The organism is Bacillus suaedaesalsae, from assembly GCF_016890225.1.
GTDB classification, from domain to species: domain Bacteria; phylum Bacillota; class Bacilli; order Bacillales; family SA4; genus Bacillus_BS; species Bacillus_BS suaedaesalsae.
This window is the reverse complement of the sequence record NZ_JAFELM010000013.1, coordinates 45,148-63,072: the sequence shown is the minus strand read 5'-3', so window position 1 is coordinate 63,072 and position 17,925 is coordinate 45,148. Positions and strand designations below refer to the sequence as shown.

Annotated in this window: 20 protein-coding genes; 13 read left to right on the top strand and 7 right to left on the bottom strand. The window is 35.3% G+C overall.

Features of this window, described 5'->3' with window-relative positions; translation table 11 throughout:
- The first annotated feature begins 25 nt into the window (after positions 1 to 25).
- Positions 26 to 397, top strand: coding sequence for a DnaJ family domain-containing protein (locus JR050_RS02220; RefSeq protein ID WP_204201887.1), 372 nt, complete (start codon positions 26 to 28; stop codon positions 395 to 397).
- Between the two features lie 102 nt (positions 398 to 499).
- On the opposite strand, the gene JR050_RS02215 is transcribed toward JR050_RS02220, so the two are convergent.
- Positions 500 to 640, bottom strand: a complete 141-nt coding sequence (locus JR050_RS02215; RefSeq protein WP_204201886.1) for a hypothetical protein — start codon at positions 638 to 640, stop codon at positions 500 to 502.
- A gap of 128 nt (positions 641 to 768) precedes the next feature.
- Between JR050_RS02215 and JR050_RS02210 the strand changes: the two genes are divergently transcribed.
- Together JR050_RS02210 and JR050_RS02205 are read left to right on the top strand one after the other, a co-directional pair.
- Complete coding sequence (locus JR050_RS02210) at positions 769 to 1,368, top strand: DUF2087 domain-containing protein (protein ID WP_204201885.1); 600 nt, start codon at positions 769 to 771, stop codon at positions 1,366 to 1,368.
- 410 nt (positions 1,369 to 1,778) lie between these two features.
- Positions 1,779 to 2,780: an HD-GYP domain-containing protein gene (locus JR050_RS02205; RefSeq protein ID WP_204201884.1), complete on the top strand. Its 1,002-nt coding sequence runs from the start codon at positions 1,779 to 1,781 to the stop codon at positions 2,778 to 2,780.
- Between the two features lie 7 nt (positions 2,781 to 2,787).
- Here the strand turns inward: JR050_RS02205 and JR050_RS02200 are convergent, their stop codons facing one another.
- The gene (locus JR050_RS02200; RefSeq protein WP_204201883.1) at positions 2,788 to 3,009 is read right to left on the bottom strand and encodes a DUF1128 domain-containing protein; all 222 of its coding nucleotides are present in this window, start codon (positions 3,007 to 3,009) and stop codon (positions 2,788 to 2,790) included.
- 226 nt (positions 3,010 to 3,235) lie between these two features.
- Here JR050_RS02200 and JR050_RS02195 point away from each other — a divergent pair, with 226 nt between their 5' ends.
- Positions 3,236 to 4,063, top strand: coding sequence for a YihY/virulence factor BrkB family protein (locus JR050_RS02195; RefSeq protein ID WP_204201882.1), 828 nt, complete (start codon positions 3,236 to 3,238; stop codon positions 4,061 to 4,063).
- A gap of 396 nt (positions 4,064 to 4,459) precedes the next feature.
- Here JR050_RS02195 and JR050_RS02190 read toward each other — a convergent pair whose 3' ends face one another.
- Both JR050_RS02190 and JR050_RS02185 read right to left on the bottom strand, forming a co-directional pair.
- Entirely contained in the window at positions 4,460 to 4,606 is a 147-nt protein-coding gene (locus tag JR050_RS02190) for a BH0509 family protein (RefSeq protein WP_204201881.1), read from the bottom strand.
- A gap of 173 nt (positions 4,607 to 4,779) precedes the next feature.
- Entirely contained in the window at positions 4,780 to 5,949 is a 1,170-nt protein-coding gene (locus tag JR050_RS02185; RefSeq protein WP_204201880.1) for an MFS transporter, read from the bottom strand.
- A gap of 143 nt (positions 5,950 to 6,092) precedes the next feature.
- Between JR050_RS02185 and JR050_RS02180 the strand changes: the two genes are divergently transcribed.
- The 3 genes from JR050_RS02180 to JR050_RS02170 all read left to right on the top strand — a co-directional run bounded on the left by JR050_RS02180 (position 6,093) and on the right by JR050_RS02170 (position 8,209).
- A complete protein-coding gene (locus JR050_RS02180) occupies positions 6,093 to 6,473 on the top strand; it encodes an OsmC family protein (RefSeq protein WP_204201879.1) in 381 nt (126 codons plus the stop codon).
- A 227-nt stretch (positions 6,474 to 6,700) separates the two neighbouring features.
- Positions 6,701 to 7,303 (top strand): YczE/YyaS/YitT family protein, encoded by a 603-nt coding sequence (locus tag JR050_RS02175; RefSeq protein ID WP_204201878.1) that lies wholly within the window; start codon positions 6,701 to 6,703, stop codon positions 7,301 to 7,303.
- An 87-nt stretch (positions 7,304 to 7,390) separates the two neighbouring features.
- Complete coding sequence (locus tag JR050_RS02170) at positions 7,391 to 8,209, top strand: YfkD famly protein (protein ID WP_204201877.1); 819 nt, start codon at positions 7,391 to 7,393, stop codon at positions 8,207 to 8,209.
- A gap of 36 nt (positions 8,210 to 8,245) precedes the next feature.
- Here the strand turns inward: JR050_RS02170 and yfkAB are convergent, their stop codons facing one another.
- Positions 8,246 to 9,364, bottom strand: a complete 1,119-nt coding sequence (gene yfkAB / locus JR050_RS02165) for a radical SAM/CxCxxxxC motif protein YfkAB (protein WP_204201876.1) — start codon at positions 9,362 to 9,364, stop codon at positions 8,246 to 8,248.
- A gap of 173 nt (positions 9,365 to 9,537) precedes the next feature.
- Between yfkAB and JR050_RS02160 the strand changes: the two genes are divergently transcribed.
- The 4 genes from JR050_RS02160 to rlmD all read left to right on the top strand — a co-directional run bounded on the left by JR050_RS02160 (position 9,538) and on the right by rlmD (position 13,949).
- Entirely contained in the window at positions 9,538 to 9,756 is a 219-nt protein-coding gene (locus JR050_RS02160) for an SE1561 family protein (protein WP_204201875.1), read from the top strand.
- 183 nt (positions 9,757 to 9,939) lie between these two features.
- Positions 9,940 to 11,472, top strand: coding sequence for a fumarate hydratase (locus JR050_RS02155; RefSeq protein WP_204201874.1), 1,533 nt, complete (start codon positions 9,940 to 9,942; stop codon positions 11,470 to 11,472).
- 147 nt (positions 11,473 to 11,619) lie between these two features.
- Positions 11,620 to 12,447, top strand: coding sequence for a delta-lactam-biosynthetic de-N-acetylase (pdaA, locus tag JR050_RS02150; RefSeq protein ID WP_204201873.1), 828 nt, complete (start codon positions 11,620 to 11,622; stop codon positions 12,445 to 12,447).
- 116 nt (positions 12,448 to 12,563) lie between these two features.
- The gene (gene rlmD / locus JR050_RS02145) at positions 12,564 to 13,949 is read left to right on the top strand and encodes a 23S rRNA (uracil(1939)-C(5))-methyltransferase RlmD (protein ID WP_204201872.1); all 1,386 of its coding nucleotides are present in this window, start codon (positions 12,564 to 12,566) and stop codon (positions 13,947 to 13,949) included.
- A 93-nt stretch (positions 13,950 to 14,042) separates the two neighbouring features.
- Here rlmD and JR050_RS02140 read toward each other — a convergent pair whose 3' ends face one another.
- Both JR050_RS02140 and JR050_RS02135 read right to left on the bottom strand, forming a co-directional pair.
- Complete coding sequence (locus tag JR050_RS02140) at positions 14,043 to 14,534, bottom strand: hypothetical protein (protein ID WP_204201871.1); 492 nt, start codon at positions 14,532 to 14,534, stop codon at positions 14,043 to 14,045.
- A 178-nt stretch (positions 14,535 to 14,712) separates the two neighbouring features.
- A complete protein-coding gene (locus JR050_RS02135; RefSeq protein ID WP_204201870.1) occupies positions 14,713 to 15,327 on the bottom strand; it encodes a PH domain-containing protein in 615 nt (204 codons plus the stop codon).
- Between the two features lie 399 nt (positions 15,328 to 15,726).
- Here JR050_RS02135 and JR050_RS02130 point away from each other — a divergent pair, with 399 nt between their 5' ends.
- Together JR050_RS02130 and JR050_RS02125 are read left to right on the top strand one after the other, a co-directional pair.
- Positions 15,727 to 16,848, top strand: coding sequence for an ATP-binding protein (locus tag JR050_RS02130; RefSeq protein WP_204201869.1), 1,122 nt, complete (start codon positions 15,727 to 15,729; stop codon positions 16,846 to 16,848).
- A gap of 224 nt (positions 16,849 to 17,072) precedes the next feature.
- Positions 17,073 to 17,768 carry a Na-translocating system protein MpsC family protein gene (locus tag JR050_RS02125; protein ID WP_204201868.1) on the top strand — a complete coding sequence of 232 codons (696 nt, stop codon included), beginning with the start codon at positions 17,073 to 17,075 and terminating at the stop codon, positions 17,766 to 17,768.
- Positions 17,769 to 17,925: the final 157 nt, after the last annotated feature.

Genomic DNA, 17,925 nt, shown 5'->3' with positions numbered 1-17,925 from the left:
AATTTCTTTGAGAGAGGTGGAAAAGGTGGATTTTTCTTATGTAGCCTCAGAGGATAAAATCCGTAAAGCTTATAATGACGGTGAGTTTAAGAACTTGCCGGGATTAGGGAAGCCGCTAGAGCTTGAAGATTTATCAGCAATACCTCAAGAGCTCAGAATGGCATACAAAATGATGAAAAATGCTGGGTTTAATCCTGAAGAACATACGTTAAAAAGTGAAATTAAGACGATTGAGGATTTGATGGCAGCAAGTCAAGATGAACACCAAATTGCCATCTTTAAAAACCAGATTAGCGAAAAAACAATACGATTAAACAGTTTAATTAAAAAGAGAAAAATCTCTAATTCTTCTGCTTTCAAGGATTATGGAAACAAGGTTTATGATAAATTGAAATAATGAGAAGAAACCAATTCCTGCGATGGAATTGGTTTTTATTTTGTAGGTGAAAGCAAGCATGGCTAGCAACTTACTCTTTAGACAAAGTGCCAGCCATGCAAATTATTCTACTTCTTCAGGTAATGGGTCAATTGACTCTGAATCATTCGGTTCTAAACTTGATTTTATACTATAGAAAAACACTCCAAGTCCAAGGAAAAAAATGAGACATATGCCACCTAGCGTTAACCATAATTCTAACATGGGCCTCCCCCCTTAATGACATATATGCACAAAGGGGCGAAAACTTGATAATGATTTATTGACAATGAATAGCGATTAGAATAACATCTAATTAGATAATTATCTAATTGAACGAAAGGGAGATACTTATGCAACTTTCAAAGATTATTAATTTTCATAAAGCAGTAACAGATCCAACTCGCATTCGAATTATCATGTTATTAGCAAATAGTTCTCAGAGCGGGATAGAAATTGCAGAAAGACTAGGAATTTCTGCTCCCACTGTGACGCATCATGCTAATAAACTTCGAGATGCAGGATTGCTATATCAAAGAAGAGAGAAAAACACAATCTACTTCTCATTAGATGAGAAAACATTGAAACAAAGTAGTTTAGCCTTACTAAAATTAGTAGAACAGGCAAAGGAAGGGGAAGATGGTATGTCAATCAATACAGAAGTTCAATTGAAGAATTCCGTGATTACGAACTTTTTCTCAAAGGATGGTCGCTTAAAACAAATACCTGCTCAAATGAAAAAGAAACTCATTGTATTAGAACATATAGTAGAGGAACTAGAGCAAGGGAAGAAGTATCAAGAAAAAGAGTTGAATGAATTTATCAAGCAGTTTCATGACGACTATGCAACTTTACGTAGAGAGTTCATCATTCATCAGTTCATGTACAGAGAAGATAGCGTGTATGAACTAAATCCTAAGGAACTTTGGACAAAATGGGATAAACTATCATAAAAACACCGGGAATGTTTTCACTTTAGCTTTAACTATGAACGAGGAATACAGAGTAGTGCTGAAATCGGCGGAAATTTAGTAGTTTTAGCTAAAATTGATCAGAACACTTCATTCAAAATGAATCTAAAAAAGTGTTACCCAAATTGACATAAAATCGTTCACCTAATTGTTGTAAAACATAGAGACTCACCTCCCAAATGGTCCAATAGCTACACTTTATAATCAAAAATAAAACCAATAAACTAGGACTCCAGCTCCTAGTTTTTTGAGCTAAAGTGCAATATTCTATTAATTATTCCGTTATATTCTCTTGTCATTTGTGAAGAATAAGGATGTCATAATAGCATTGCGAAGATAAAACGATTATACTAATGGATAGAATTTGTATAATGAAATGAAGGAGTTTGGCCATGAGACTAATTAGTATCTCGGACTATAACGAAAAGACCATGCAGTTGGCCAGGCCAATTTATGATCGTCAAAAGAGGATATTACTTGCAGCGGGTCGCTCAATCCATCCCAAATATTTAGTGCGTTTAGAAGACATGGATATTCGTTATTTATTCGTTGAAGATGCAATCTCAGAAGGAATTACGATGGAAGAAATGGTGGATATGCCAACATGGATGGATGCCATCGAAGCCGTTCAAAAGGTGTATGAAAATGCTTCTGCCAAAAAGGTATTTGAACTTAGGGAGATTCAAATTATCACAAAAAAATTAATTGACGAGGTTGCGAAACGAAAAGCAATAGTATTAATCCCAACAACATCGATTGCTGAGGATTTACGAAGGTATGCCCATAGTGTAAACGTTGCATTACTTTCTCTTCAAGTAGCGAAAAAGTTAAATGTGAATAACATTCAGCTACGTGACTTAGCGATTGGTGCGTTATTACACGATGTTGGTAAAGCTATTACAAAAGATGATGAACGTCACCCACAAGAAGGGTTTGATTACTTACGTAAAGTCCGTGATTTAAGTTTGCTATCAGCACACGTTGCGTTTCAACATCATGAACAGCTAAATGGAGAAGGATTCCCTCGCAAAATTTCAGGTAATGCATTTCACGAATTTGCACAAATTTGTGGGGTATGTAATTTATATGAGAATATGATATCTCGTGAAAATATTCCTCCACATATGGCGATGGAGCTTATCATGACTAAGAGTGGAATTGGGTTTAGTGAAGAAATTGTACAAGCTTTCATACAAAGCATACCAAGCTATACACCAGGTACGAAAGTGAGATTGAATAATGGAGAGAACGCAATAGTAACAAGAATAAGGTCACATATGCAACGGCCAGTTGTCCGCAACCTCTCTAACAATCAAGAAGTATACTTAGATGAAGATTATACATTACTCATAACGGGAATTGTAGAAGAAGAAAAAAATAGTGCTGCTCAATAGAGCGGCACTATTTTTTTAAGTTCCCTAATTCTTCAGCAATAGCTTGCATTTCACTAATCGAGAAGTTGTCTTTACTCTTTACAAGTTGATATAGGTCTTTTAAATCATCATAGGCTGATTCATTAAAATGAGCTGCTTTAATGATTCCAGCATTTAATAACTTTAATTTTTGTGAGATTTCATTGACCATAAACTCAATATTTTCAGTAGTTTTTTGAGATAAATCCATTTTATCATCTCCTTATGTAAAACATGTATTAGTATTGTACCATGAAATGAATCTGTAGACTCTATAGTAAAGAAAAAACAAACGATTTTGGTGAATGTTAGCAGTTTGTCCACATATAGTTTAGTACGGACAAAACGTGGGAAAATAAACGAAATCTTAAGGTAATTGGGAATGGCTTGTAGAATTATAAAATCAAAAACAAAAGGATATTCCAAAAGGAGAATGTATGTTTAAAGACAAACCCTTACTAATCGAACTTTGGAAAAGATTTAAAAATGACGAGGTAGCGGGACTTTCGGCAGAATTGGCCTACTTCTTTTTACTGTCACTCTTTCCGTTTCTCATTTTCTTAATTACGCTAATAGGCTATTTGCCATTATCGCAGGACGATCTATTAGGTATGATTAATCAGTATGCACCTGGTGAATCTATGAAGATTATTCAAACGACACTAGAAGGAATTGTTCAAAAGCAAAATGGAGGCCTCTTATCCTTTGGGATTATATTCACCATCTGGTCAGCTTCCAATGGCTTGAATGCCGTTATTCGAGCCTTTAATCGAGCGTACGATGTAAAGGAAACTCGTCATTTTCTTGTGGCTCGTTTAATGTCTGTATTGCTTACGATTGCAATGATTATCGTAATTGTGATTGCATTATTACTACCGGTATTTGGGCAAAAAATTGGTGTGTTTGTTTTCTCTGCGTTTGGTTTATCTGAAACGTTTTTAGCGATTTGGAATGCAGCAAGATGGATTGGTAGCTTTGTCATTTTATTTATTGTGTTTAGTTGTTTATATTACTTTGCCCCAAATAAACATCTACATTGGAAAGAGGTATTTACGGGGGCGTTTTTCGCGACACTTGGGTGGATATTAGTATCAACAGGCTTTTCTTATTACGTAGGAACATTTGGTAACTATTCTGCCACATACGGTAGCTTGGGGGGAATTATCGTTTTAATGATTTGGTTTTATTTATCAGGGATGATTATTTTACTTGGTGGGGAGCTCAATGCTTCATTAAATTGTTTTAGAGAAAAAAATACGGAATAAGTAAGAGGCTGGGACATAACTAAATAAATCATCCTCAAAGGCGAGTAATATCTAAATTATTCTACCTATTAAATATTATACTTTTTTCGTACCATTTGTAATTTATTAATCAGTTAAGCGGAAGCACTAGTTCGTTCCATTGCGCTGCAGACACTCGCTTTCCGCGGGGAGGAATCTGAGCCTCCTCAGCTACGCCTGCGGGGTCTCAGCCTTTCCTCTGCTTCCCGCAGGAGTCGAGTGTCTTCCGCTCCATTCCACTAGTTCTTAAAAATAGTAACGAAATCAAACAAATCTATTGAAATCAACAAATAAAGACCCGAACTATTAGGTGCAAGATATTGCCTAATAGTTCGGGTTTATCATTGGCTGAAATACTTATGTCCCAGCCTCTTTTTCTTATTCCACTATCTCTTCAAAATGAAAATAAGCAGTTGTGTAAATATGCTCTATTTCTGCATCAGTCATATATACAAGCTGATCTTCTGCTAACCCCTTTGTTCGTTGAATAAATTCAATCATGTTTCTCCGCTCTTGTCGACTCATTCGTTTCCGCTCCCTTACTGTTTTAATACAGTTTGTTATATTCTTTGTATTATTATATAACAGTCTATTAGAACTGTGCAACTATTATGTGTAAATTAAGAAAAAAAGGCGTAACTACGTGTTCATCACGTGTTACGCCTCCCTAGAAAACTTTAGTCCAGACCTTACTGATGCTAGCCCACTTGTTCAACGATTTGTTGTTTCTTGCCTGAAGATACAATGGCAATGAATATGATAAATAAAACAAGACTAATGATGTGGAAATAGCTAATCGTTTTAAACCATTGAATGAACAATCCTCCAAGAAATGGACCTAATAGACTCCCAATACTAAACGAAATTCCACAAAGTAAATTCCCTGTTGGTAAGAGGGATCTTGGCAATAAATCAGCCATATAACTAATACCAAGTGAGAACGTAGAGCCAACAAGCATTCCAGCAAGTAAGAAACAAAGTGTTAATCCAATTGAAGAATGTTCAAAAAGACTTGCAATTAAAAAAGCCAAGGTCCCTGTTGATAGTACAATCATTAATATATTTTTACGACCTAGTTTATCACTTAATATACCAAGTGGAAGCTGTGTAATAATGCTTCCAGCAGCGAAGACGGTTAAAAGAATCGAGATGTTTGTGACAGAATGACCAATTCGCAGGCCGTAAACAGGAAAAATTCCATTTAAAGATGCCTCTAAAAATCCGTAACCTAGCGGTGGGAGAAACGCAACCCACCCATATTTCCAAGCCTTTGAAAATCGTTTCATCGTATCTACAAATGTACTGACTTTGAATTCTTCATCGGGGAATTCATTTTTCAATAAGAAAAGGAAGACCCACCCGATTAGACAGAGTACTGAAGAAACGATAAAGGGAAGCGCTTCATTAATTGTAACCAGTGGTGTCATTAATGGACCAGCAGCAAAACCGATGCCGAAAAATAACCCATATAAAGAAACGTTTCGCCCTAGGTTCCCTTTTGTAGAAAAAGAAGTAATCCACGTTTGTGTCCCAAAATGTAAGGCATGGTCCCCAATACCGATCAGTAGTCTTAGTAAAAACCAAAACCAAAACGAGTGCCATAATGGAAATAGTGCGAGCGACACGATAACAAGTAATCCACCAAAAATAATGACGGGTTTATAGCCGTATTTCCGCAGTGGATTTTCCATGAAAGGTGAGACGAGTAAAATTCCAATATATAATGCTGTAGCATTCAATCCATTTAAAGAAGATTCCAATCCTTGATTTTCAAATATAACAGCAATTAATGGCAGTAACATACCTTGCGAAAAACCAGAGATCGCAACAATGCTGACAAGTATCCAAAAGCGTAGTTTATTGTTCATCTCTAAGCCTCACTTCTAAAAAAATTCACTAACAAATCGTATCACCCTTTCCGAAATATGCCAATAGAAAAGTACAGATTACTTTAAAGGTGAAGGAAGAAAAATTATAATGTAGGAAATAGATAAGAAGAGGAAGTGTATGTATGAGGTTTGAAATGAAGGAAGTTGGTTTTAAAACAAATGTTGAGTACGGTGAGCTTCATGTTTCAGGTAATGAGGATTACGGTTTTAGACCTTACCAACTAATGGTGGCGTCTATCGCGGTGTGTAGCGGAGGAGTTCTCCGTACAATTCTTGAAAAAAAGAAATTAAATATAGAAGATATCACGATTGATACAGAGGTGAAGCGTAATCCTGAGTATGCTAATCGAATTGAAAAAATAAACATTCATTATACGATAAAAGGTGAAAATTTGAAGGAAGATCAGGTTCAGAAATCGATTCATCTTGCGAACAAAAATTGCCCAATGGCACAATCAGTTGCAGGAAGCATTGAAATTGAAGAGACATTTAAGTTAATTTAAACAATAGCAAAGGCCCCTATCAATTATGATAGGGGCCTTTGCCGGACATACTAATGAGTGCAAAATAAATGAAATGTAGGAATTAAGGAATGAAAAGCTTTAGGGTTAAATAGAGTATAACACGTATTTTAAATGTTGTAAATATTCAAATAAATTAAAATTGTACGTTTTATTTTGTTCTTCAATTTCAATGGTATGCTATCAATAGTAAGTAAAGGAGAAGAGATATGCATAAAATTAGAATTTTGTTTTATTTAATAGGGCTGACTATTCTTTCAATGGGGGTTAGCTTAACGATAAAATCAGATATGGGAGCAGGTCCATGGGATGCCCTTAATGTTGGACTTTCAAACACATTTGGCTTAACAGTAGGTAGTTGGGTTATTATTGTAGGTCTTATATTAATCATATTAAATGGATTTTTATTAAAAGAACGACCTGATTTTTTAGCAATCTTTACAATTGTCATCGTTGGCTTCTTTATCGATTTCTGGCTTATCTATGTGTTCGAAAACTTAGAACCAGCAACAATTGTAAGTAAATTAATCATTTTATTCCTTGGATTACTGTTTCTTTCCTTTGGAATTGCAACTTACCTTCAGTCAAAATATCCATTAATACCTATTGATCGTTTTATGTTATCGATTCAATTCAGACTAAAGGTGAATTTAATGGTAGCCAAAACATTAGGAGAGCTTACTGCACTAGTGTTAGCACTTATATTCAAAGGGCCAATTGGGATTGGAACAATTATTATTGCATTAACAGTTGGACCGTTTATTCAAGTTTTTGCACCGAGATTAGAGCGTATAAAGGAAAGAATGCAATAAAAAATAATCCTTTTGTGGATAATCCTATTTCTAAATGAAAAAACTATAGGAAAAGGCTTTATCCTATTTGAAAAGGAGTATGTATAAATGAAAAAAGTTATATCAGCTTTTGTCATAACTATTTTATTTTTTGGACTAACTCAAACAATCACTCTTGCAGAAAAGAAAGAAAAAACCGAGGTGAAGCAAGAGACTAAGGTACAAATTCCAAGTTCTGTTATGAACATTACGAAGGAAAATACGTATCCGAACCCTACTCAGGATTTACCGTACCTTCAACCAAGTGATTTAACACAGCAACTATTAGAAACCTCTGAAATTCCAATTGAAAATCCTGATCTTATTCGAATGCTAAATGAGACGACAATTTCGGATGCACCTCTGGCATTTGGTTATCGAGCGACGATTTACATGGGGCAATGGCCACTTCGTTATGAATCAGGGGAAACAAACACAAACTGGGAGTATCAAAAAATTAACACAAATCTAACAGATAACCGAGGCGGTAATGCTGTTCAGCGTATGTATTACAAACAAGAGTCTGAAAAACACGTAAAAGGTGGATTGACTTCGAAAATTTCCAAGGCAGAAGACGTTAAGAAGATGATGCTTTTAAAAGCGATGGAAAAGACGAATTTACCTTTATCGTTTCATACAGTTGTTGGATATGGAACAAAAAAGGAACAAGTCTATAATATCTCACCACGAAAATTGGGATACTTATATGCCTATGCGCCTGCAGTGAATGAAAAAGGAAAGGTTACCTTTGGTGAGGTTTATCTAGTTTTAAAAGGGAACAAAAGAACAATTGATATTAAAAATGTAACATCACAAGGTATTGGAGCATGGATTCCAGTTCAAGATCATGTATCCTTTGGATTTGTTGTATCGGATCAACCTAGATAAAGTTTAAAACCCTGCTAAAGTTAGCAGGGTTTTTGTTTATAGCTTTGAATTACGTGATTGAAAGTCTGTAGTTGGATAATAACTATTCTTCACTAATATATTTGGCCCAAGGCATTGAACGGACGGGCAATGGCAATTTAGTTGTGTTGCGAATGTGGAAGAATTCCAAGTATCATAGGCTTCTTGAAGCGTGTGTGATTGAATGTTACCAAGCGAAGGTGTATCTCCAAAGTCTGTTACGATTATATCTCCGTTAAAAATGTTAACGTTTAAGCGGGAACGACCATCGGGATCATTGCGAACCGTTACATTTTTGCTTTCGCGTAGTCTTTGAAGTAGTGCAAGATCTTCTTCATCATCGCTGCATGCATAGAAAGGTAATGTCCCAAATAACATCCACGTTTCTTCATTTCGAATATCAAGTAGGTGATGTATAGAATCACGTATTTCTTCTTTCGTTAAAATCTCAAGATTACTAGCAAAATCACTTGGATACATTGGGTGAATTTCATGGCGTTGACAACCCATTTCCTCCACAATCTGTTTGTGTATTTCCTTCATGTGTGGAAGAGTTCTTTTGTTAAGCATCGTTTCAGCAGAAACGATAACACCTCTTGAAGTGAGTTCTTTTGCGTTTTTTATCATTTGATCAAAATAAGCTTTACGCTGTTCATAAGACGGTTTTCGCTCCATCATACTAAATCCGCCTTGGACGAAATCATCGATTGTACCCCAGTTATGGGAAATATGTAGAACATCTAAATAAGGAATAATTTTCTCGTATCGATCCATATCTAATGTTAAATTCGAGTTGATTTGTGTACGAACGCCGCGATTATGGGCATACTGAAGTAAAGGAACGACATAGTTTTCAACTGATTTTAATGATAACATTGGTTCGCCACCTGTAATACTTAGAGCACGTAAATGAGGGATCTCATCTAATCGTTGAAATAGTAGAGAGAGTGGAAGTGCCTGTGGGTCCTTTGGCCCAAGCATATAGCCAACGGCACAATGCTCGCACCTCATATTACAAAGTGTTGTTGTCGTAAACTCAATATTTGATAAAGTTAATTTTTGATGCTCTTGAACATCTAAATAAGCCTCCCAAGGATCATAAGAGGGGGTAATCTTTTTTTGAACTTTTATTGTCATACAAATAACTTCCTTTCTTAGCTAAAAGATTGGATGAACCTTTTTAGCACTTTAAGAAAAAACGATGGCCATGACCTTCTTCATATGAATTGCTTTAGCCGAGTTTTACTTAAATAACGTACTTATGATATCTTTTTACTAGGAAATTGACAACAACTTTAAGGAGAATACAAATGGGTAAAGCCACAACAAATCCAGACTCACAACTATCTTATTTAAAAAATCGTCTAGAAATGTTTCTAGAAGTAATCGATCATCTTGATCCAGAAGAAGCCGAAGTAGAAGACATCGACCGCCTACTTGCAATGTTAGACGACCTAGAAAGCAAAGTAGAGCGCTTCAAAAAAGACCAAGGCTCAGAAAAAGACACTGAGGACACAGAACAAGAATAACATTAGAAATAAAGAAAAAGAATATTCGACAAAATTCGGGTGGTGCCTGGCACCACCCGTTAAATTTTGTTAGTGCTTACAAAATTCTTTAGAAATTAAAATAATAGTCGTATAATGATAAAGTAGTTAGAAACAGAGATAAATGTCCGTGGAATGCGGAAAAGGGAAGGGGTCCTTATAAACATGCAAAAGCTTCAAGAAAGTATGTATAAGCTTATCGTAGAAACTTCTACAAATCTCCCGAAGGATGTGCGTAGAGCGATTAAAGTGGCAAAGGCGAAGGAAAGCGCTGGTACTCGTGCTGCTATGTCTCTATCGACCATTACAAATAATATATCAATGGCTGATGAAAATGTATCTCCAATTTGTCAGGATACAGGATTACCAACATTTAAAATTAAAACTCCAGTAGGGGTTAATCAATTAGAGATTAAGAAAGCCATTAAAAATGCGATTGAGGAAGCAACAAAAGACGGCAAGCTTCGTCCAAACTCCGTTGATTCTCTAACTGGCGAAAATAGCGGAAACAACTTAGGTGACGGTGTTCCAGTTATTAAGTTTGAACAATGGGAAAAGGATTACATTGATGTACGCCTAATTTTAAAAGGTGGAGGTTGTGAAAATAAGAACATCCAATACAGCCTTCCATGTGAACTAGAGGGATTAGGACGTGCTGGTCGTGACCTTGATGGGATTAGAAAATGTATCATGCATTCTGTATACCAGGCACAAGGTCAAGGGTGTAGTGCAGGATTTATCGGTGTAGGTATTGGTGGAGACCGTTCAAGTGGCTATGATTTAGCAAAAGAACAATTATTCCGCTCAGTAGATGACGTAAATCCAAATGAAGATTTGCGAAAACTAGAAGAGTATGTCATGGAAAATGCGAACAGCCTTGGAATTGGTACTATGGGCTTTGGTGGTGAAACAACTTTACTTGGTTGTAAAGTTGGTGTTATGCACCGTATTCCTGCCAGCTTTTTCGTTTCAGTAGCTTACAATTGCTGGGCTTATCGCCGTTTAGGTGTAAAGCTTAATCCTTCTACTGGTGAAATTCAAGATTGGATGTACCAAGAAGGAGAAAAGATTGATTTCTCTAAAGAAGTAGAAGAAGTAGAGGTTGCAACAGAATCTCGTGAAGTCGTTCTTCAAGCCCCGATCACAGAAGAACAAATTCGTGACTTAAAAGTTGGAGATGTTGTAACAATTAATGGAATGATGTATACAGGCCGTGATGCGATCCATAAATACCTGTCTACAAATGATTCGCCAGTAGATTTAAACGGTCAAATCATTTACCACTGTGGTCCAGTTATGCTAAAAGATGAAGAAGAAAATTGGCATGTAAAAGCTGCCGGACCAACAACAAGTATTCGGGAGGAACCTTACCAAGGTGACATTATGAAGAGGTTTGGAATTCGTGCTGTAATCGGTAAAGGTGGAATGGGTGCAAAAACACTTGCTGCTCTTGAAGAACACGGCGGTGTCTACTTAAATGCAATAGGTGGAGCTGCACAATATTACGCTGACTGTATTAAATCAGTAGAAGGTGTAGACTTAATGCAATTCGGTATTCCAGAAGCAATGTGGCATTTAAAGGTTGAAGGCTTTAAAGCCGTAGTAACAATGGATTCTCACGGAAACAGCTTACATCAAGACGTAGAAAAATCTTCTCTTGAAAAGCTTGCTCAATTTAAACAACCAGTATTCAAATAATAGAACTTGCGGCAGGTGCCATGTACCTGTCGTTTTTCTTTTTGGAAAACCTTTCAGAGCATGAAAGATTAATGATAACAAACACTAATCTTGATAATAAAAAAAATCGTTCACATAGAGAAAATCTTATGAAAGGAGTGGAAGAATATGAAGTGGAAAGTTTCATTTATTGTAGCGTTAATTTGTATGCTCTTTATTCCGTTTGTACAACAGACGGAGGCAACAAACTACTCAAATGCTAAGACGCATTGGGGATTTAAAAAGAGCGTGAATCATGAAGTGCCATCTGCTGGAAAGCAGTTAGACGAGCTTTTAGCTCAATATAATGGATTTTATTTAGGTGACACATCTAAAAAAGAGATCTATCTTACGTTTGATAATGGATATGAAAATGGGTATACACCACTAGTACTTGATGTGTTGAAAAAGAAACACGTACCAGCCACGTTTTTTGTTACAGGTCATTATTTGAAAAAAGAATCGGCGCTTGTAAAACGAATGGTAGATGAGGGACATATCATCGGAAACCACTCATGGCATCATCCGGACTTAACAGAAGTAAGTGACATTAGATTGAAAAAGGAACTTGAATTAGTTCAGAAGGAATACGAAAAAATTACCGGAAAAAAAGGTATGATTTACCTACGTCCTCCTCGTGGAATCTTCAGTGAAAGAACGTTAGCCCTTGCTGAACAATTAGGCTACACAAATGTGTTTTGGTCGTTAGCATTTGTTGATTGGTACACAGATAAGCAACAAGGATGGCAATACTCTTACGACCAAGTAATGAAGCAGATTCACCCAGGAGCAATTCTTTTACTTCACACTGTTTCAAAAGACAATGCCGAAGCGCTAGAAAAAATTATTACTGACCTCGAAAAACAGGGATACACATTTAAAAGCCTGGATGATTTAATGATGGAGAAATCGCTCCCACATCCTTGGCTATTCAGTTATTCTACAACCACACCCTAAAGGAACAATTTCTTTAGGGTTTTCCATATACCCTCACGATAGCCATCATTTAGCATTGCCAATTTACATGATATAATACGAACTAATACATAAAAACTAAAGTGGAGCGGATTCGTTTGAAAAACAAACAACAAGTTGGAGCTGTCTTAGAAAAAGGACAAGCATTTCCCTTAACGATAAAAAGATTAGGAATTAACGGTGAAGGTGTAGGTTATTTTAAGCGTAAAGTAGTGTTCGTCCCAGGTGCACTGCCGGGTGAAGAAATTGTGGCAGAAGCAACGAACGTTCAAAATTCATTTATTGAAGGCAAAGTGAAAAAAATACGAAAATCATCTCCAGACCGAGTTGCACCTCCTTGTCCTATTTTTAATACATGTGGAGGATGTCAACTGCAACACTTGAATTATAATGCACAGCTACGGGAAAAGCGCGATATTATCATTCAAGCATTTGAAAAATACACAAAGTTAAATATATCAGACCTTGATATACGTTCAACGATCGGAATGGAAAACCCGTGGAATTATCGAAACAAAAGTCAATTACAAGTAGGTCTGCAAAAGCAGAAAGTTATTGCAGGTTTATATGGCATGAATTCACACGAACTGATCGATATTACAGAATGTAAAGTACAGCACGAGGGAACAAATAAAGTATCACAAGTAGTAAAACAAATCTTGCAAGAGTTGCAAATTCCAATTTATAATGAACGCACTAGAAAAGGACTTATTCGTACAATCGTCACACGAGTTGGTATTGAAACAGGAGAACTGCAAGTCGTTCTAATTACAACAAAACAAGACATTCCAAAACGGGAAATTCTCATTAAAAAAATTAGGCAACGATTACCTGAAGTAAAATCGATCATGCAAAATATTAATGGTGAAAAAACATCGTTAATTTTCGGAGAAAGAACATTGCATTTAGGAGGGAAAGAAACAATTCAAGAGGTGTTAGGTGATCTATCCTTCGAACTAAGTGCTAGGGCGTTTTTTCAGCTTAACCCAATACAAACAGTAAAGCTCTATGATGAAGTAAAAAGAGCCGCATCCTTAACTGGCAAGGAAAAAGTTGTCGATGCGTATTGTGGAGTAGGGACCATTGGATTATGGCTTGCAAAAGAAGCGGGTGAAATTCGTGGAATGGACGTTATTCCTGACTCGGTTGAAGATGCACGTAAAAATGCAGCATCTCATGGTTTCCACTCAGCTCACTATGAAGTCGGAAAAGCAGAAAATGTACTACCAAAATGGTTAAAAGAAGGCTGGAAACCAGACGTAATCGTCGTAGACCCACCAAGAGTGGGACTAGATAACGGGCTGTTAGAAACAATCAAAAAAGTAAAACCGAAAAAAGTAGTGTACGTATCTTGCAACCCCTCAACGTTAGCGAAAGATATTGCTACTTTAGAGCAATTATACAAAGTGGAATACTTACAGCCAGTTGACATGTTTCCTCATACGTCACATATAGAATGTGTAGCCTTGCTAATTAAGAAATAAACAATATTACAACCAACTGACAAACGGGGCAATCTCTTAAATGGGATGCCCCTACTGTCATATTATTAGTGTTTTTCTAATCCAGATCGTCCACTAGCACATAACGACTATTTTATACGGGGGAGTTTGGGCAGGGATACTAAACGTACTAGGACCATACACAACAAGTAGGTTTCTATTAGAAGGGTTTAATGTAAATGCTTGATTGTTTGGCAATAAGATTGGTGTGTAAATAGAAATGTTTAATTTTAATTGACCATCTCTACTCACAAGTTGACTGTCAAAGAAGTCTACTTTTACATTTTGATTAGGAGTATCTTTTGCCATTGCGATGGCTTGATATTGTGGTGGATATATAAATGGAACTGGTGCATTTACATCATAAAACCCAGTAACCATATCTCCAATTTGAACCATTACATGGTCTAGAAAATAAGTGGTTGGACTTACTACGAAATTTACTTGAGTTCCTTCACTATTTATGACAGAAATTATTTTATAACAACCTGTCATTTCCTCATTTCCACCTGTACTAAAATCTTGAATACTTCTAATCATGCCATAAAATGAGCTGAATTGTTTCATGATCTCCCCCCACTCATCAGATTTTCATATACTAAAAAATGTATGATGAGACCGAAAAGTTATTACACAACTACCTTTTAATTTGTTGTACTATTTTGATTTGCGCATTTGATAGTGAATGAGGTTAGTTTTATCTAGTAAAGAAGCCCAACCATATGGTAGTGGATGGGGCTTTATATTAATTATTTATATATTTCTCAAAAACCGCGCCAAAATCTTTCTCATGATATTGCTCACGGGCAGAAGATAGCCAAGAGAACCCAAACTCAGTTAATTGTTTATATTGATCCGAAAGAGACGTTTCTGTCGCTCTAGAGTTTTGTAATACTGAAACAGCCTTCTCTAAGCTTTGGACAGCCGTTTCATACTTAATGCTATTCTCGTGATTAACTTCCGAAATATAAACTAAAGCTTTATATAAATCATTTAACTTTGCAATTTGATTTTTATCAACATCAATACTAAACGCTTGGTTTCCAAGTGAAAATTTAATTTCGATATCTAAGTCCAATCTCCCAGCAGTTTCAAGTAATACGTTTGAGACTTTATGTTGTGAATAAGGATAGCGCTTTAACATTCTCTTGGATGAGACAGCATTTTCACCATCAACATGAATGAAAGCAATGTTGGTAAAGCAATACTCATCTGCCTTGGTCTTAATTAGGAAATAAATCTTTTCGTTATCCTCATGTCTAATGTAATCATCTGCATCAGTCTTATCATAATTCTCTGGCCCAATAATTTTTCCAATGTCCGATAAACCCAGTGCGTCAGAAGCAAACTTCTTTAACATATGTAGTACCCCTTCCCATTTACTGTAATGTTTCTTGATAATTATATTAAGAGTTAACTGAAAATTTGCCTAAATTTGTATGAAAATAATGTATACATGTGATCCCTAAGTAGGATAATTAAATGTTAGATATAAAGAATTTATTGTAATTTATAGAAAGATACTATAGTATCTTAAGTGGATATTGTGTTTAAAGCTCAAATCTAAACAGAACCATTTGTAGAAATGGAAACTAAAATTGGTAAAAGAAATCTAGAATTATACGCTAGAATTTAAAGCCGCTATAAGTTGCAGGATAATACCTGCGCTTATTGGGGCTTTTTTTGTTTATTTTTGAGTTTCAAGTTTGAAACTTCGAGAGCGAAACGTTTTCGGGAGAAAGGAGGAGTCTATTTTACTATGAAGATTAGAAATGATCATAAACGTAAACAGTTACTTCAATATATTGATGAAAGTAAATACTCAATACTATCCAATAGTACAGATGTATTCCTAATTATTGATGCGGAAGGTAAAATTGTAAACGCGAGTGAGAAATGTGAAGTATTTTTAGGATATTCAAGAAAACTCCTCCTTCACGATATGAATCTATTTAATCTTTTTGACAAAGCACTAAATGAAAATCAATCATTTTTAAAAGATAGAGTATGTGAGCAACTAAACTATTTTGACTCGAAAATTAAATTAGGGAATGGGAAAATAGCAGATGTACATGTCATTTCAGTTCCAATATTTTTTAAACATAATGATGAATGTATTGGTTCTTATCTAATCTTTAAAGAGAATGAAAATACAAATTCATTACAACTCAAAGATGAGCAATATAAAAGAATGATTAATACGTTAACTCGCTTATCGGAGAAGCATGCAGCAGCAGGGCAATTAGCTGCGGGGATTGCACATGAAATTCGCAATCCAATCACAGCTATTAAAGGATTTATACAATTGTTAAATAGTGAAAATATGGGGAGCAAGGCTTATTTTGAAATTATTAATTCAGAAATTAAACGCATTGAGATTATATTAAAAGAGTTGATGGTTTTAGCTAAACCTACTAAACAATCCTTTGAAAAAGTGAATCTTAAACAATTACTCGATCAAGTAGTGATTTTAATGGAACCACAGGCTCTATTGAATAATATTCAAATTGAGAAAGGATATAGTTTTAATAATCTTTGGATAATGGGTGATGAAAATCAGCTTAAACAAGTACTGATCAATTATATTAAAAATGCGATAGAAGCCATGCCTAACGGTGGTAATCTTAAGTTAGACGGCGCAATTATAAATGAACATTCAGTTCAAATAGCTATTATTGATCATGGTGATGGTATCCCCAAAGACATCTTAAAACGAATTGGCGAGCCTTTTTTTACAACAAAGGAGCATGGAACAGGTTTAGGGATGCTTGTTAGTCATCAAATTATAGAAGAACATAAAGGTACGATCACAATTAAAAGCAGTGATAACGGAACAAGTATTTATGTGCAAATGCCATTAGCTTTGTTTGAAATTGAGTAATGTAAAGGTTGTTATCCTAATTAAAAAATGGTATTATACTATTTGTCTAATGAATTGAAGTCATTAGTTATACTTAGGTTCATATATTTTTTTTGTTACAGCACTTATATAATATATTAAATAATAGATTGGTAAATGGTAGAAGCTATTACAGTAGCCGTCTGACCATGGCCTAACTTCGCATCTGAAGTTAGGCCATTTTTTATTTCAGAAGGAGGATTTTAATGCTTGGAACTCAAGAAGATTTAGTTTCTCTGAGCAGTTCTTTCAGTAAGATGTTGAAGCGAGGCTTTGGAAAGGGACCAGAGACGTGTTATACAGTCTTAAGAGGGAACAGATTATTTGTATATGTACGAAGCTTTATGACACCTGCTGAGGAAGTCTTAGTCAAAAATAACGAAATAGTATTGGTAGCTAGATTCCGTTCTGCAGTAATCGATTCTTTATCCGAATTATTACTGGAAGAAGCTTCGAAAGGATTAAGTATGAATTTTGATTCCTTATCAAATGATTGGAACTATCATACAAATTCAGGCATTATGGTGATGGAATTAAAAGATAGTCTTGATTATGAAGACTCTACAAATAATCGTCTTAAAGAGAATGTTTTACAATTGTTTCAAAGTGTCGGCTCACAAATGCATAAAATGCCACATGATCTAAAAATCGTTAAGTTCACTCATAATATTTGTGCAATTGAAGTAAGTAGTGTGATGTTTCCATTAGCTTTCTTGTTATACGATAATGGTAATATTGATTTATTAATTAGTCATTCTCTATATATTAAGAATGAATATATGAAACAGAAGCAATTGTTTGAAGAAGCATTTAATCGCTCAATTGAAGAGCTGTTTATCACTTGGGATTTTAATCATAATAAAAGCTATTTTATCTTTGGATTTGAACGAATATATGCATAAAGAAATTTAGAGAGAAGAAATTCTCTCTTTTTATTTTTGCTGTATCCATTGTGAATGTTGTTTCTAATACGATTGAAGAAATACAATAATGTTTATGAAAAGAGCTTTTATTTTCAATAGAAGATGTTAAATTTGGACATAATATTTTGAAGGCAAT

Bases quoted from the DNA above. Each gene is read 5' to 3' on its own strand.
- JR050_RS02215 (WP_204201886.1), bottom strand. From the start codon at position 640: ATGTTAGAATTATGGTTAACGCTAGGTGGCATATGTCTCATTTTTTTC.
- JR050_RS02210 (WP_204201885.1), top strand. From the start codon at position 769: ATGCAACTTTCAAAGATTATTAATTTTCATAAAGCAGTAACAGATCCA.
- JR050_RS02205 (WP_204201884.1), top strand. From the start codon at position 1,779: ATGAGACTAATTAGTATCTCGGACTATAACGAAAAGACCATGCAGTTG.
- JR050_RS02200 (WP_204201883.1), bottom strand. From the start codon at position 3,009: ATGGATTTATCTCAAAAAACTACTGAAAATATTGAGTTTATGGTCAAT.
- JR050_RS02195 (WP_204201882.1), top strand. From the start codon at position 3,236: ATGTTTAAAGACAAACCCTTACTAATCGAACTTTGGAAAAGATTTAAA.
- JR050_RS02190 (WP_204201881.1), bottom strand. From the start codon at position 4,606: ATGAGTCGACAAGAGCGGAGAAACATGATTGAATTTATTCAACGAACA.
- JR050_RS02185 (WP_204201880.1), bottom strand. From the start codon at position 5,949: ATGAACAATAAACTACGCTTTTGGATACTTGTCAGCATTGTTGCGATC.
- JR050_RS02180 (WP_204201879.1), top strand. From the start codon at position 6,093: ATGAGGTTTGAAATGAAGGAAGTTGGTTTTAAAACAAATGTTGAGTAC.
- JR050_RS02175 (WP_204201878.1), top strand. From the start codon at position 6,701: ATGCATAAAATTAGAATTTTGTTTTATTTAATAGGGCTGACTATTCTT.
- JR050_RS02170 (WP_204201877.1), top strand. From the start codon at position 7,391: ATGAAAAAAGTTATATCAGCTTTTGTCATAACTATTTTATTTTTTGGA.
- yfkAB (WP_204201876.1), bottom strand. From the start codon at position 9,364: ATGACAATAAAAGTTCAAAAAAAGATTACCCCCTCTTATGATCCTTGG.
- JR050_RS02160 (WP_204201875.1), top strand. From the start codon at position 9,538: ATGGGTAAAGCCACAACAAATCCAGACTCACAACTATCTTATTTAAAA.
- JR050_RS02155 (WP_204201874.1), top strand. From the start codon at position 9,940: ATGCAAAAGCTTCAAGAAAGTATGTATAAGCTTATCGTAGAAACTTCT.
- pdaA (WP_204201873.1), top strand. From the start codon at position 11,620: ATGAAGTGGAAAGTTTCATTTATTGTAGCGTTAATTTGTATGCTCTTT.
- JR050_RS02140 (WP_204201871.1), bottom strand. From the start codon at position 14,534: ATGAAACAATTCAGCTCATTTTATGGCATGATTAGAAGTATTCAAGAT.
- JR050_RS02135 (WP_204201870.1), bottom strand. From the start codon at position 15,327: ATGTTAAAGAAGTTTGCTTCTGACGCACTGGGTTTATCGGACATTGGA.
- JR050_RS02130 (WP_204201869.1), top strand. From the start codon at position 15,727: ATGAAGATTAGAAATGATCATAAACGTAAACAGTTACTTCAATATATT.
- JR050_RS02125 (WP_204201868.1), top strand. From the start codon at position 17,073: ATGCTTGGAACTCAAGAAGATTTAGTTTCTCTGAGCAGTTCTTTCAGT.